Annotated in this window: 16 protein-coding genes; 4 read left to right on the top strand and 12 right to left on the bottom strand. The window is 69.2% G+C overall.

Annotated elements, in window-relative coordinates; all coding sequences use genetic code 11:
- Nucleotides 1–60: 60 nt before the first annotated feature.
- Complete coding sequence (locus tag GBB76_RS12000) at nt 61–1,143, bottom strand: ABC transporter substrate-binding protein (RefSeq protein ID WP_152303516.1); 1,083 nt, start codon at nt 1,141–1,143, stop codon at nt 61–63.
- Between the two features lie 231 nt (nt 1,144–1,374).
- Between GBB76_RS12000 and GBB76_RS11995 the strand changes: the two genes are divergently transcribed.
- Nucleotides 1,375–1,968, top strand: a complete 594-nt coding sequence (locus GBB76_RS11995; protein WP_152303515.1) for a TetR/AcrR family transcriptional regulator — start codon at nt 1,375–1,377, stop codon at nt 1,966–1,968.
- Nucleotides 1,969–2,004: 36 nt separating this feature from the next.
- Here GBB76_RS11995 and GBB76_RS11990 read toward each other — a convergent pair whose 3' ends face one another.
- From GBB76_RS11990 to GBB76_RS11975, 4 genes are all read right to left on the bottom strand, one after another.
- Entirely contained in the window at nt 2,005–2,493 is a 489-nt protein-coding gene (locus tag GBB76_RS11990; RefSeq protein ID WP_152304857.1) for a DoxX family protein, read from the bottom strand.
- Between the two features lie 5 nt (nt 2,494–2,498).
- On the bottom strand, nt 2,499–3,314 hold the full coding sequence (locus GBB76_RS11985; RefSeq protein ID WP_152303514.1) for a DNA-binding domain-containing protein: 816 nt from the start codon (nt 3,312–3,314) through the stop codon (nt 2,499–2,501).
- Complete coding sequence (locus GBB76_RS11980) at nt 3,304–4,218, bottom strand: DUF692 domain-containing protein (RefSeq protein ID WP_152303513.1); 915 nt, start codon at nt 4,216–4,218, stop codon at nt 3,304–3,306. The genes GBB76_RS11985 and GBB76_RS11980 overlap by 11 nt, the downstream gene beginning before the upstream one ends.
- 88 nt (nt 4,219–4,306) lie before the next feature.
- Nucleotides 4,307–4,612 (bottom strand): DUF2282 domain-containing protein, encoded by a 306-nt coding sequence (locus tag GBB76_RS11975; RefSeq protein WP_152303512.1) that lies wholly within the window; start codon nt 4,610–4,612, stop codon nt 4,307–4,309.
- A 288-nt stretch (nt 4,613–4,900) separates the two neighbouring features.
- Here GBB76_RS11975 and GBB76_RS11970 point away from each other — a divergent pair, with 288 nt between their 5' ends.
- Both GBB76_RS11970 and GBB76_RS11965 read left to right on the top strand, forming a co-directional pair.
- A complete protein-coding gene (locus GBB76_RS11970; RefSeq protein WP_152303511.1) occupies nt 4,901–5,476 on the top strand; it encodes a sigma-70 family RNA polymerase sigma factor in 576 nt (191 codons plus the stop codon).
- Nucleotides 5,466–6,101 (top strand): NrsF family protein, encoded by a 636-nt coding sequence (locus GBB76_RS11965; RefSeq protein ID WP_152303510.1) that lies wholly within the window; start codon nt 5,466–5,468, stop codon nt 6,099–6,101. The genes GBB76_RS11970 and GBB76_RS11965 overlap by 11 nt, the downstream gene beginning before the upstream one ends.
- Before the next feature lie 27 nt (nt 6,102–6,128).
- Here GBB76_RS11965 and GBB76_RS11960 read toward each other — a convergent pair whose 3' ends face one another.
- Nucleotides 6,129–6,935: an SDR family oxidoreductase gene (locus GBB76_RS11960; RefSeq protein ID WP_152303509.1), complete on the bottom strand. Its 807-nt coding sequence runs from the start codon at nt 6,933–6,935 to the stop codon at nt 6,129–6,131.
- Nucleotides 6,932–7,654 (bottom strand): glutathione S-transferase family protein, encoded by a 723-nt coding sequence (locus GBB76_RS11955; protein WP_152303508.1) that lies wholly within the window; start codon nt 7,652–7,654, stop codon nt 6,932–6,934. The genes GBB76_RS11960 and GBB76_RS11955 overlap by 4 nt, the downstream gene beginning before the upstream one ends.
- Before the next feature lie 56 nt (nt 7,655–7,710).
- Between GBB76_RS11955 and GBB76_RS11950 the strand changes: the two genes are divergently transcribed.
- Entirely contained in the window at nt 7,711–8,358 is a 648-nt protein-coding gene (locus tag GBB76_RS11950) for a TetR/AcrR family transcriptional regulator (RefSeq protein ID WP_371716942.1), read from the top strand.
- 30 nt (nt 8,359–8,388) lie between these two features.
- On the opposite strand, the gene GBB76_RS11945 is transcribed toward GBB76_RS11950, so the two are convergent.
- The 5 genes from GBB76_RS11945 to GBB76_RS11925 form a co-directional block, all read right to left on the bottom strand.
- The gene (locus tag GBB76_RS11945) at nt 8,389–9,120 is read right to left on the bottom strand and encodes a DUF1028 domain-containing protein (protein ID WP_152303507.1); all 732 of its coding nucleotides are present in this window, start codon (nt 9,118–9,120) and stop codon (nt 8,389–8,391) included.
- A 13-nt stretch (nt 9,121–9,133) separates the two neighbouring features.
- A complete protein-coding gene (locus GBB76_RS11940; protein WP_152303506.1) occupies nt 9,134–9,832 on the bottom strand; it encodes an ABC transporter ATP-binding protein in 699 nt (232 codons plus the stop codon).
- A complete protein-coding gene (locus tag GBB76_RS11935; RefSeq protein ID WP_152303505.1) occupies nt 9,829–11,676 on the bottom strand; it encodes an ATP-binding cassette domain-containing protein in 1,848 nt (615 codons plus the stop codon). The genes GBB76_RS11940 and GBB76_RS11935 overlap by 4 nt, the downstream gene beginning before the upstream one ends.
- Nucleotides 11,669–12,505, bottom strand: coding sequence for a branched-chain amino acid ABC transporter permease (locus GBB76_RS11930; protein ID WP_152303504.1), 837 nt, complete (start codon nt 12,503–12,505; stop codon nt 11,669–11,671). Before GBB76_RS11930 ends, GBB76_RS11935 begins: the two co-directional genes overlap by 8 nt.
- Before the next feature lie 105 nt (nt 12,506–12,610).
- The gene (locus tag GBB76_RS11925; protein WP_371716941.1) at nt 12,611–13,786 is read right to left on the bottom strand and encodes a substrate-binding protein; all 1,176 of its coding nucleotides are present in this window, start codon (nt 13,784–13,786) and stop codon (nt 12,611–12,613) included.
- Nucleotides 13,787–13,818 lie beyond the last annotated feature (32 nt).

Below are 13,818 nucleotides of genomic sequence, written 5' to 3'. Positions count from 1 at the left end.
AGCTGACATGCTCCGTCTGACAGGAAGGGACCCGGAGCACGCGGCTCCGGGGAACAGGCGTCACGCCGCCGTCGGCTGGAGAGACAGGTCGAGCACCTGATCGGCGAAGTTGTCCTTGAAATAGCCGAGCTCGATCAGGTACTTCATGCCGCCCCGGATGCCGGAGGCGCCGGCGTCGCCGATGATCGGATTGGGCGACTGGCGCTTGAGCGCGATGGCGAGCACCTCGCGCGGCGCGCCATAGATCGGCTGCAGGTCGTCGAGCGCGGAATCGAAGTTGCCGTAGAACTCCCGCGCCGCCGCCTTCAGCACGCCCATGTAGCGCGTGAGCAGCGCGCCCTTGGCGCCGATCGTGCCGCTCAGCGTGTTGATCACGCAGTCGGGCGCCTCGGGACCCCAGACGTCGTTGGAATTGGCGAGATAGATGCCGTTCGCCTGCTTGACGACGCTTTCGGCATAGGGCTGCGCCAGCGTGCAGACATCGACCGCGCCGCTTGTGAGCGCCTCGCCCATGCCCACCATGCTCGGGAAGAAGGTCATCGCGTAGTCGCCATAGGACTTGCCGTTCTGCGACATCGTCCCGTAGCCGACCAGTTCGAGCGTATCGAGCTTGAGCGTGCCAACCCGCAGGCCCTTGCCGGCAGCCGCCACGAACTCGTTGACGTTCTTCACCGACCCCTCGCGGGCGACGAGCTCGATGCCGGCGAGGCCGGACCCGCCAATGATGCGCAGGTCCTTCGTCCCCTCGCCATAGGCCGCCATGGTGGTGGTCCACGGGTTGTGCATGACGTCGATGCCGCCGGCGACAAGGGCCTGAAGATTGTCGGCCGGGCCGTTGAACTGCGTCATCTCCACCGTCAGACCGGCCTCGGCGAACATGTCGCGCTTCTTGGCGAGCAGGAGGTGCGACACGCAGCCGGCCGGCAGGTGGCCGACCTTGAGCACGGCGCCGCCGGCCTCTGCTTCCGCCCTCGTGGTGCTGGCGATCATCGCGGCGCCGGCCGCGCTCACCGCCAGCGTGGCGCAGCCACACGCCAGAAAGCCGCGTCGCGACAGGCCGGCCGGCTGTGCCGCCTCGCCCGCCTTCTCCCGCCCCTCGCAGCAGCCCGAACCTTCGATATGCCCGTGATGAAACAGCTTCATCTGCACCGCTCCCTGTTCTGGCCCTGCGGACCGTTGAGTAGACCGATCAGTCTCCTGCAAGGCACGTGCCAGCAGGAGACCGACCGGTCTACGCAGTTTTCCGCAAGGGTGGCCGCCCGAAAAAGCAGCACGCGCATAGATTTCGGGCGGCGATTGAACGGGGATGGCGCGGAATCAGCGGTAGGCGACGAGCCCGAAAGCCTGATATTCTAACGAAAGGGGACCAGACGCGTGCTCGATCAGCCACATCGCACATCGCCGGAGGCAAAGCTGCTGAACGCGGCCCGGCGCCTGTTCTGCAACGAAGGCATCCATGCCACCGGCGTCGCCCGGATCATCAAGGAAGCCGGGGTCGCGCGCAAAACGCTCTACGACCGCTACGGCTCGAAGGACAATCTGCTGCGCGCGGTGTTCATCGCCGAAGCCGACATGTGGTTCCACTGGTTCGACCACGACATTCCGAACCGGGGCGAGGAGCCGGTCGCGCGCATCCTCGCCTTGTTCGATCTGCTGGAGCGCTGGTTCGCCAGCAGCGACTTCTTCGGCTGCGTCTTCATCAACGCGGTTGCCGAGCACGAGAAGCGTGACGGCTGGATCCGCGACATCGCCATGGCCCATCGCGACCGCATCAATGGGCGCCTGTGCGATCTCGCCATTGCCGCCGGCGCGCGCGACCCCGGTCTGCTCACCGAGAAGATCGGGCTGGTCGTCGACGGCGCCATCGTCAATGCCATGGTCACGGGCGATCCGCGCATCGCCGCCGTCGCGAAGGCGGCGGCGAGGGACATTCTCGCGGGAGCGCTGGAGCCGGCCGCCCGGCCGTGAGCCGGCCGCGCGCGGGGCGACGCGGACGGTGCCTGTTCACCGCCGGGAGACAAGGGCGTCGAGGGAGATGCGTCCCGCGCCGCCGGCCATGACGGCGAGGGCCATCGCCGCCCAGGTGAGGTGGATCGGCCAGCCTTCCGGCACGGTGAGCTGGACCACGGCCGTCATGAGCAGCAGGCCCAGCGCGGCGAAGCGGGTTCCCAGCCCCAGCACCAGCAGAACCGGCAGGACGATCTCGCCGCAGCCCGCCAGGAACGCCGTCAGCATCGGCGCCGGGAAGGGATAGGGGCCGCCGGGCAGGTGCAGCATGAACTCGTCGGTGAAGAGCGTCACCGCGATCTCGTTGAGCTGAAGGAACCCGTCCCATTTCAGCACGCCCGAGCGCCAGAACGGCACGGCGAGCGCGAGGCGCAGGGCGAGCTGGACGAGGGAGGGCGTCGCGAGCCGGCGCACGAGGTCCTCGGCCCGGCCGACGAGGCCGGCGAGGCCGCCGCAGTGGGTCCCGGTCTCCATCGGTCGTTCCATCGCCGTCATGGCAAGTCCTCCAGTTCCAGTGCGGTGAAGGCGCCCGCCTCGATCATCGCGGCGATGGCGGCGCCGATGTCGAAGCCGGGCGCGGCGTCCAGCGCGGCCTGTGCCGCCTCGTCGAGGCGGTGGCCGTCGACGAGGCGACCGAGAAAGGCGGCGGCGCCCGGCGGAAGCTGACGCAGGGCGACGTTGGCATCGGGCCGGGTGATGAGGACATCTTCGGCCATGCCGGCATCGATGGTGCCGTCATGTCCGTCGCCGCGATTGGCGGCGAAGATGGTGCCGCTCGCATAGACCGAGCGGACGATGCGCGTCGCCGGATGGGCGCGGAACGTCAGCCCGGCCAGACGGTCTGCGGGCACGCGCGCGAGGGCGCCGGCATCGAGCGGATCGGCGTCGGCGGCGTGGTAGGCGTCGAGCCAGGCACGCTCGATGCGCGCCACATCCGCCAGCCAGGGTATGTCGCGCGCATGCTCATAGGCCGCGATGAAGGCGGGGAAGTCCCGGCCATACTCGAACAGCAGCGGCGAGGTCGGTGGCGTCTGGCGGACATGGAACCGGGCCATGGCGCGGAAGAACGCGGCGCCGGTGAGCCGCTGCACCGCCGGGTAGATCGCGGCGAGGGCCTCGATCAGGCTGACGGTGACGTTGTTGCGATAGACGTCGTAGCGCCGCCCGGCCGCCTTGCCGCGCGGGCCGGCGACCAGATCCGGCGTGGCGCGGGCGGGATCGGTGAGGGCCGGGGCGAAGCGCGCCGCGAAATCCGCCGGTTCCGCGCCGGCAAACCCTCCGGCGACTTGAATGACATCAGGCGGCATGGCTCGCCCTCCGTCCCGCATGGCGGTCGAGGATCGCCTGCGCCGCCGCGGCCTCCGCCTTCAGCACCGGCCAGTCGGGGATGTTGCTGTCCCATTCGATGAGCGTCGGCACCGGCCCGCCCCGGCCGATGACGATCTCGTAGAGCTTCCAGACCGCATCGGCGACGGGGCCGTCATGGCTGTCGATGAGAAGCCGATCGCCCTCGTCGTCGGCCTGCTCGGCGTGGCCGGCGAGGTGGATCTCCCCGACCGCCTCGAGCGGGAAGTCGGCGAGATAGTCGAGCGCGGCAAAGCCGTGATTGACGGCCGAGACGAACACGTTGTTGACGTCGAGCAGCAGCCCGCAACCCGTGCGCCGGGCGATGGCGCGGATGAACTGCGTCTCGCTCATGGTGGATTCGGGAAAGACGACATAGGTGGAGGGATTCTCGAGCAGCATCGTCCGCCCGATCGCCTCCTGCACCTCGTCGACATGCTCGCAGACCCGGCGCAGCGTCGCCTCCGTATAGGGCAGCGGGAGCAGGTCGTTGAAAAAGGTCGTCTCATGGGTCGACCAGGCGAGATGCTCGGAAACCAGAGCCGGCTCATAACGCTCGACCAGCGCCGCGAACCGGGCGAGATGCGCCGGGTCGAGCGGCTGGGGGCCGCCGATCGACATGCACACGCCGTGCAGCGAGACGGGGTTGTCGCGGCGCATGGCTTCGAGGGCGCGGTGCGGCGGGCCGCCGGCCCCCATGTAGTTCTCGGCGTGCACCTCGAAGAAGCCCTTCGGCGTTCCGTCGGCGAGGATCGCCGCGAGATGCTCGTGCTTGAAGCTGGTGCCGGCCAGACCGGCGACCGCATGTGCCGGAAGGCGGGGAGGAAATGCCGCGGACGCAGCGGCGAAGCGGGGCGTTGCATTCATGGCAAGCTTCCTCGGCAGTTCCCTGCCTTCCGGCAATGGTCGGGTTTTGGAGCGGTGGGCGTGGAATGGCGGGGCCGAAGCGGCGGGATCAGGTCGCCTTCAGCGAGCCGTGCTTGCCGTTCGGCAGGACGATGGAGGTGCAGGTGCCACCCTGGACGAACTTCCACGCATTGCCCTGGAAATCGATCGTCGAGGTGCCCTGGCAGGTGGTGCCGGGACCGGCGGCGCAGTCGTTCTGGCCCTTGAGGGCGACGCCGAAGCACTTCTCCTTGTGGGCGGCGGCAGCGGCCTCGCCTTCGGCCTTGGTCAGCGGGCCGGCGCCCGCCATCGAGGCGAGGGCCGTGACCATGGCGCTGGCGAGGACGGCGGAGCTCACGACGTTTTTCACGGACATTGGATCTCTCCATGCTGGATTTCGAAGTGCCCATATTGGACACGCCAGCACTACGGATCGTGGTCGGGGCCCGTTACAGCGCCGCGCCATGTTTTTTCCGGACGACCCGGCCGCGCCCGCCGGGCCGTCTGGTCATCGACACCCAGAATATATAACAAATGTTCTAGAATCTTGGGATTGCGGGGAGGGCACGCGGGTGAGATCAGTACGCGCACGGGCCGCCGGTGCGAGCCGATGGCGCCGGGCGCGCTGTAACGAATCCGGCGCCGGTTTCGTAAGGGATGGCAGATGACCGCCACGTGTCGGGAGCCCAGCCGGGAGAGCGAATGGGCGACGTGGATGCGTGCGGGCATCGCCGGCGACGGCGCCTCCTATCGACGCTTTCTGGCGGCGGTCACACCGCATATCCGCTCGGTCGCCCGCGCGCGGTGCCGGACGCTCCATGTCGCGGGAAACGAGGTCGAGGACATCGTGCAGGAAGTGCTGCTGACGATCCATCTGAAGCGGGAAACGTGGGACGGTACCCGTCCCATCGGCCCCTGGGTCTCGGCCATCACGCGCAACAAGCTGATCGACATTCTCCGGCGCAATGGCCGACACGCGGCGATCCCGATCGAGGATGTCATGGATGTGCTGCCCGCCGAGGACAACACGCCGGAACTTTCGGCGCGTGATATCGACATGCTGCTCGGGCATCTGAAGGCACAGCAGGAAGAGATCGTCCGGTCCATATCGCTGAATGGCCAGAGCATCCGCGAGACGGCGGCACGCCTCACGATGAGCGAGGGTGCCGTGCGGGTGTCCCTGCATCGCGCGCTCAAGGCGCTGGGCGCCCTCTACCGGAGCAGGTTCCGTGAGGACTGACGATTTCATCCGCACGCTGGCCGCCGATTCGCAACCGCGCTGGCGGTTCGGCCGGGTGCTGCGCGCCGCCACCGTCGCCGGGGTGCTGACCGCAGCGGCGCTGTTCTTCGCGGCCATCGGCTTCCGCCCCGATATCGCGGAGGCGCTGGAGAGTGTGCGCTTCCTGTTCAAGTTCGCGGTGACAATCACGCTGGCGGTCATCGCCACCGTGGCGATGGGGGCCCTCGGCCGGCCCGGGACGCCGGTGGCGGCGCGGCTTCTGCCGCTTGCGCTCGTTGTCGCCCTGCTCGCCGGCGGCGTCGGCCTGGAACTGATCGCGCTGCCGCAGACGCAGTGGATGGCGGACATGATCGGCCATAATGCGCGCTTCTGCCTGACGCTCATTCCCCTGCTCGCCATCGGCCCGCTGGCCTGCTTCATGGCGGCGCTGCGCCGGGGGGCGCCGTCCAATCCGGGCCTCGCGGGCGCGCTGGCCGGCCTCGCCGCGAGCGCCATCGCGGCGAGCTTCTATGCGGCGAACTGCGACGACGACAGCCCGCTCTTCGTGATGCTCTGGTATTCGATCGCCATCGCGATGGTGACAACAGCCGGCTACCTTCTGGGCCGCCGGCTGCTGCGCTGGTGAAGGGCTGGCCCGAGGCGACCCTTCCGGCTACAGCGCCGAGTGATCCTTCACCGCCTCCTCCAGCGCCGGCTTGAGGCCAAGGAAGCGCTCGTCGACGGCGGCCGGATCCTCGCGGTTGAGCGCGATCATCTTTGCGCGCGTCTCGCCGCCCCGGATCACCTCGAAGGCGCCCGCCTCGACCCCGGCGACGATGGCCTCGGCGACATCGGAGGCCGGCTCCCGGGAGAAGCCGAGTTCCGGCCCGGCGCGGTTGGACTTCATCATCGGCGTGTCGGTGCCGCCCGGATAGGCCGTCAGCACATGCACGCCCTCGCCCTTCAGCTCGCGCCGCAGTGACTCGCCGAAGCGGGCGAGGCCGGCCTTCACCGCCGCATAGGTCGCGTAGAACGGCGCGCCGACGAGGGCGATGCCGGAGGCGATATTGACGACCGTCGCCTCGCCGCTGGCGCGCAGTTCGGGCAGGGCCGCGCGCGTCAGCAGGATGGGGGCGAGGAGATCGACATCGATCATGGCCTGAAGGTCGCGCTCGGGCACGTCCTCCAGCCGTCCGGCGCGCACGCCGCCGGCATTGTTGACGAGAATGTCCAGCCCGCCGAGGTGAGCGAGCGCTTCGCGCAGGGTCGTCGCGCGGCCCTCGGCGGCGCCGATGTCGGCGGCCACGCCCAGCACGTCGCCGCCCGTCTCCCGGAGTTCCGCCACGGCGGTGGCCAGCACGTCCGGGCGCCGGCCGGTGACGACCACGCGCGCGCCACGGGCGAGGAAGGCACGGGCGAGCGCAAGGCCGATGCCGCTCGAACCGCCGGTGATCAATATGCGCTTGTTGGCGAGGTTCATCGGTCGTCTCCCTGCGGGGTGGCGGGCGGGTAGTTGGAGGGGAACAGTGCGCGTCGCGTCTCCTCGTCGTTCACCCGCTTGAAGGGGTGGTCGGCGCCGACCGCGCGGGCACGTGCGGCAGCGGGGCGCGCGTCGACGGTCTCGAACAGTCGCTTGAGGTCGGGGTAGGGCGCGAGCGGGTCGTCGGCGCCCTTGCGCACGCGGGAGGCGCGGTCGAGCCAGCCCCAGGCGGAGATGTCCGCGATCGTATAGGTGTCGCCCAGTATGTAGGGCCGTCCCCGCAGATGGTCGTCAAGGACCTGGTAGTGGCGCTCCGCTTCGCGGCGGTAGCGGTTCACGGCATAGTCGAGACCCTCCGGGGCCGCGTGCTGGAAGTGAACCGACTGGCCCGAGAACGGGCCCAGCCCCGAGGCGATGAACATCAGCCAGGACAGGAGTTCCGGCCGGTCCTGCGGCGCGCCGAGAAACGTGCCGGTCTTCTCGGCGAGATAGAGCAGAATGGCGCTGGAATCGAAGACCCGCGCCTCGCGCCCGCCCGGCCCGTCGGTGTCGACGATGGCCGGGACCTTGCCGTTCGGATTGATGGCGCGAAATTCCGGGCTGTGCTGCTCGCCCTTGCTGGTGTCGACGGGAACCAGCTCGTAGGGCAGGCCGGTCTCCTCAAGCAGCAGCGCGACCTTGGCGGGGTTGGGCGTGGGGTGGAAGTAGAAGCGGATCACAAGGGGTTCCTCCCGGCGGCGGGTTGCCGTTTCATTTTTAGTACGACTGTTCTAGAATGCGCGACAACGCCGTTCGTGGCAAGGTGCCATCGGATCGCAGACGCGGGGACGCCATGGCCAGGCCCAGGGAATTCAGCGAGGCCGCCGTGCTCGACGCGGTGGTGCACTGCTTCTGGAGCCGCGGCTACGAGGCGACGTCGATGCGCGAGCTGATGGAACGCACCGGGCTCACCGGGGCGAGCCTCTACAACGCCTTCGGCGACAAGCGCGCGCTGTATCAGAGGGCGCTGGACCATTATGTCGAGGCCAGCATCGGCGACCGGATCCAGCGTTGCGAGGAGATGGCGCCGCTGGACGGGATCGCGGCGTTTTTCGACGAGATCATCGCCCGCTCGATGGCGGACCCGGATCACAAGGGCTGCATGCTGGTGAACGCCGCTCTCGACGTGGCGCCGCACGATCCCGAATTTCAGGAGATTGTCGCCGGCGTGCTGGCGCGTATCGAGGCTTTCTTCCTTGGCCGTGTGCGCCAGGGCCAGGCCGACGGGTCGATCACCTCCGCGCTGGCGGCCGAAGACCTCGCGCGGCATTTGCTCGGCGTTCTGATGGGCATCCGCGTGCTGGCGCGGGTGCGGCCCGAGCGGGCATTGCTGGAAGGCGTCCTCGCGCCCGCGCTGACGCAGCTGCGCGCGGCGGACGCTTAGCCTTTCGGTTCGGCCCTCGCCGAAGGGCGATCAGGCCGGGCCGCTGCCGCCGCCGCCCGGCCGGTCCGGCGGTGCCAGTGCCAGCATGGCGGTGACGGCTTCGGGAGCGGGTCCCGGCGGTTCGCCGCGCTTGGGCATGCCCTCGACGAAGGGCACGAGCTGGAGCCGGGCGATCTCCAATACGCGGCGCAGCTCGCCCACCGGGGCGGCGTGTTCGTCGACGCGCAGGTCGAGCGCGGGATAGTCCTCGGCGCCCTGTAGGCGCAGGCTTGCCGACTGCCGCCCGCGCCGGTCGCCGCCGGCGGCGTCGCCCGCTTCCATCGCCCGCATCAGCCGCTCGTCGAGCGGGGCGCCGGCCGAGGCGCGGAAGGCGCTTGCCATGGCGGCGATCACCTCGGGCCCGGTGAGCATGTTGCCCTGCACGGCGAAACCCTCGCCGGTCTCCTGCCCGCACCATTGCGTGCACGCGGCGCCGGTGAAGGCGCTGGCGCGGCCTGAGGCGTCCACTACGCCGATCTGGCGCAGCTCGCGCGCCGCGTCCTGCGCCAGTACGGCTATCAGCGCCTCGGGCGCGGGCATGCCGCCGGCGATGAGGTCGAGCACACCGAGGGCGAGATAGGGGTTGACCCAGGATTGGGTGGAGACCGCCCCGGTGCCGGCGCGGGTGAAGGGGCACATGGAGCCGACCGCCGGAACGGCGGTGGCGACCGCGACGCCGAGGCGTCCGCTCAAGGGGCAGCGGGCGACGATGGAGAAGGTCATGCGGCGCCCCCCTTCACACGCTCAGATGCTTCAGCACCCGCGCGCGGGCGTCCGGATCGGCGGCGGCGCCGGTCTCGGCGATCTCGCCGCGGTCGAGCACCGCCCAGCGGTCGGCAACGGCCAGCGCGAAGGGCAGATGCTGCTCGACGAGGAGCATGGTGGTGCCGTGGCGCTCGCGCGAAGCGCGGATGACACCGGCGAGGCGGTCGATGACGGAGGGCTGGAGCCCCTCGGTGATCTCGTCGACCAGCAGCAGCTTGGCCCCCGTCGCCAGCGAGCGGGCCATGAGCAGCATCTTCTGCTCGCCGCCCGACAGCGTGCCGGCGCGCTGTTTCAGCCGCTGCAGCAGGAAGGGGAAGGAGGCCTCCACCTCGGCCAGCGCGGCCTCGAAATCCGGCCGGCGCACGGCGAGGCGCAGATTGTCCTCGACGGTCAGGTCCTGGAACAGCGCCTTTTCCTGCGCGACATAGCCGACGCCCAGACGCGCCACGCGGTGCGGGGAGAGCCGCGTCGCCTCGGTGCCGGCGATGGCGACGGTGCCGGCCATCTTGGGCAAAAAGCCCATCATGGCCTTGAGCAGGGTCGACTTGCCCATGCCGTTCTTGCCGAGCACGGCGAGGATCTCTCCTTCCGCTATGGCAAGGCTGACATCCCGCACCACCACGGCGCCGGCATAGCCGCTCGACAGGGATTCGATCTGGAGCGTGTTCATGCCGGCACCTCCTGCGCGGCGGAAGGATCGGAGCCGGGCCGGCCGGTTTCATGGGCGATGCCGGCATGGCCGGAGCCCGCATAGACCTGCTTCACCAGTTCGGAGGCGACGACCTCCTCCACCGAGCCGTCGAGCACGATGCGGCCCTGATGCAGAACGATGACCCGCGAGGAAATCTCGCGCACGAAGTCGAGGTCGTGCTCGACGAGGAGCACGCACAGCCCCTGCTTCCTGGTCAGGTCGATCAGGATGGCGCCGATCTGCATGCGCTCGGTCTTGGTCAGGCCGGCGGTGGGCTCGTCCAGCAGCAGCACGCGCGGCTCCAGCGCCAGCACCATAGAGAGTTCGAGCGCCTGCTTCATGCCGTGCGAGAGCAGATGCGCCGGGGTGGAAAGCTGCCGGTCCAGCCCCGTCGTGGCGATGACGTGCATCGCCGCTTCCGGCAGCGGCAGTTCCCGCGCGCGGCGCCAGAGCGAGGGGCGCGCATGGCGGGCGCGGGCGATCTGCAGGCATTGCGCGACGGTCAGCGTCTCGAACACGTTGGCCATCTGGAACTTGCGGCCGACGCCGAGCGCGACGCAGGCTTCCGGCGGTTTGCGGCCGATGTCGTGGCCGTTGATGACGATGGTGCCGGCCGAGCGCTCGGCGCCGTCGGCGATGCAGCGCATCAGCGTGGTCTTGCCGGCGCCGTTGGGACCGACGAGGCTCACCAGCTCGCCGGCGCGGGCCTCGAAGTCGATCGCCTCCAGCACGTTGAGGCTGCCGAAGCGGCGGGCGACGCCATGCACCGCCAGCGCCGGGCCATCGTCGCCGACCTCCTCGCCCTGCGTCTCGGCGGGGTCGAGCGTCGACAGGCGCACGGCCGCGCGGGGCGCCGGGGCACGCTTGCGCACAAGCCCGATCAGCTTGCGCGGCACGTCGAACAGTACCGGCAGCAGCCCGCGTGGGAAGGCGATGATGACCAGCACGAACAGCGTGCCGATGATGAGCTGCCAGACGAAGGGGTAGTCGCCGGCAAGCTGCGCGCTCTCATAGTCGACGATCAGCGCGCCGAAGACCGGGCCGAGCAGCGTGCCGCGCCCGCCGAGCGCGGTCCAGATGACCAGCTCGGTGCCGAAGACGAAGCCGGCGAGTTCCGGCGCCACCACCATCGCGTAGCCGGCATAGATATAGCCGGCCACCGCGCCGATGACGGCGCAGGCGAGATAGACGAGGATCTTCAGCCGCGAGGTGTCGAGGCCGAGATATTTGCAGCGCTGCTCGTTCTCGCGCACCGCCACCAGCAGGCGGCCGGCGTCGCTCTGCACGACGATGTAGGCCAGCGTCGTCACGCAGACGAGGAATCCGCCGGCCAGCCAGAACCACGCCTCCATGGACAGGTCGAAGCTCGTGAAGCCGGACAGGCCGCTCGACGAGCCGGTGAAGGTGCCGCCGGAATAGAGCAGCTGCGTCGCCACGATGGGCAGCACCAGCGTGATCACCGAGGCATAGAGCGCCGAGGCGCCGTGCCAGAAGGCGAGCCAGCCGACGATGGCGGCGGTGAGCAGCGCGGCGCCGACGCCGAGGGCGAGGGCGAGGACGGCGTTGCCCTCGGTGAAGTCCATATGGGTGAAGACGAGGCCTGCGGCATAGGCGCCGCAGGCGAAGAACACCGACTGACCGAAGGTGAGGATGCCGAGATAGCCCCACAGAAGGTCCACGGTCAGCGCCACCGCCGCATAGAGCAGCGAGCGGGTGAGCACGTTCACCGAATAGGTGTCGAGCACATAGGGGCCAACACCGATGGCGGCCAGGGCGAGGGCGGCGACGGCGAGGATGAGGGACAGGCGGCGCGCTTCAGTCACGGGCGAACCCCTGCGGGCGGATGCGCAGGATGACGGCGGCGAGCACGGCGATGGTCAGCCCGCCCAGCACCGGGCTGAGATAGGTCGCCACCAGAACCTGCGCGCCGCCCAGCACCAGGCAGGCCGCCAGCAGGCTGGCGAGCGAGGCGCCCGAGACCAGCACCAGCATGAAGGCGTTCACCAGCCAGGGCACGCCCATGTTCGGGTCGACGCTCGACAGCGGGGTGATGAGCGCGCCGGCGACGCCGGCCAGCGCCGAGCCGAGGGTGAAGGTGATGAAGCGCACCAGCGCGCTGTTGATGCCGAGCCCGCGCGCGAGGTCCTCGTTCATGATGACCGCGCGGGTTTCGAGGCCGAGGCGGGTGCCCTGCAGCAGCGCGGTGAGCGCGATGCCGAGCGCGGCGGCGATGCCGACCAGCGCGAGGCGATAGGCGGAATAGCTCTCGCCGAACAGGTCCAGCGTGCCTTCCAGCGGGGCCTGCGTGAACTGCACGCCGCGCCCGAAAACGAGGGTGATGACCTGCCCGATGATGATCGACAGGCCCCAGGTGGCGAGAATGGCGTCGAGCGGGCGCGCATAGAGCGGGCGCACCACGAAGCGTTCGATGGCCATGCCGGCGACGCCGCCGAACAGCGCGGCCAGCGGGATGGCCAGCCACGGATTGAGCCCCGCCTGGGTGGCGATGAGCGCGGCATAGCCGCCGAGCGTCATCAGCCCCCCATGGGCGAAGTTGATGATCTTCATGACGCCGAACACGAGCAGCAGCCCGGTCGCCACCGCATAGAGGATGGCGGCGGTCGTCACGATGTCCAGCGTCTGGGCGATCATGCGAGGATCCTTCGGGTCGATAAGGCGACGTTCTGCAGGGCGACGTCACAAAAGACGTGCCATCCCCGGACGTGGCCGGGGATGGCTTGGCGGAGCGTCAGGCGCTCACTTCAGCTTGGGGCACTGCTCGCCGGGATCGACATTCTTGAAGGTGGAGATGATGCCGACCGAGCCGTCGCCCTTGACCTGACCGAGATACATGGTCAGCGGCGCGTGGCGCTGCTTGTTCATGGTGATGGCGCCGCGCGGCCCGTCCACCGTCACCTCGGCCAGCGCCGGGATCACCTTGGCGGCGTCGGTCGTGCCGGCCTTCTCCACCGCCGCCTTGTAGGCGTAGACGGCCTCGTATTCCGGCACGGAGAGGTCGTTCGGGGTCTTCAGGTCCTTGCCGAACTTCTTTTCCATCGCGGCCAGGAAGGCCTTGTTGGCCGGGGTGTCGATATTGGTGAAGTAGGAGCCGGCGATGTAGATGCCCTCGGCATCCGGGCCCATGGACTTGGCCGTGCCCTCATCCACGGCGAGGTTGCCGTAGAGCGACTTGATGCCCGCCGCGCGCAGCTGCTTGGTGAGCGTCACATTCGGCGCGCCGCCGGCGGTGGAGGTGATGATGGCGTCGGGATTGGCCGCCTTCACCTTGGAGAGGATGGCGGTCCAGTCGGTGGCGTCCATCGGGGCGTATTCGTCGCCAACGATCTTGCCGCCGGTCTTCTCGATGTACTCCTTGGTGAAGGCGAGCATGCCGCGACCGAAGGCGTAGTCCGAGCCGATCAGGAAGTAGGTCTTGGCGCCCTTCTCCTTGAAGAAGTCGACGATGGGGGCGACCTGCTGGTCGGGCACCCAGGCGTTGACATACATGAAGGGCGAGCAGGAGCGGCCCTCGTAGAACGAGGTGTAGATGTAGGGGACCTTGCCGCGGTTGACGATCGGCAGGCCGGCATTGCGGGCGGCCGAAGTCTCCATGGAGATCAGCGCGTCGACCTTCTTCTGGAAGATCAGCGAATCGAAGGCCTTCTGCGCGCCAGCGGCGCCGGAGGCGTCGTCGGCGACTTCGAGGACGACCTTCTTGCCGAGGATGCCGCCCTTGGCGTTGATCTCCTCGACGGCGAGTTCGGCCGACTGCACCACCGAGGGGGCGACGACGGAGTTGGCGCCGGACAGGCCGACCGGGATGCCGATGGTGATGGTGTCGGCGGCAAGGGCCGGGCCGGCCAGCAGGCCGGCGGCGACGGTACCGGCCAGAAGCAGCCGGCGGCGTGAAAGACGCATCAGGGACAGGGACATGGCTTTGTTCTCCGGAAGGTTATCGTTGTGTC

The sequence above is a fragment of the Ancylobacter sp. TS-1 genome, assembly GCF_009223885.1.
In the GTDB taxonomy this organism is placed as follows: Bacteria; Pseudomonadota; Alphaproteobacteria; order Rhizobiales; family Xanthobacteraceae; genus Ancylobacter.
Note: the sequence above shows the minus strand (reverse complement) of the source record. Positions and strands in the feature narration are given on the sequence as shown.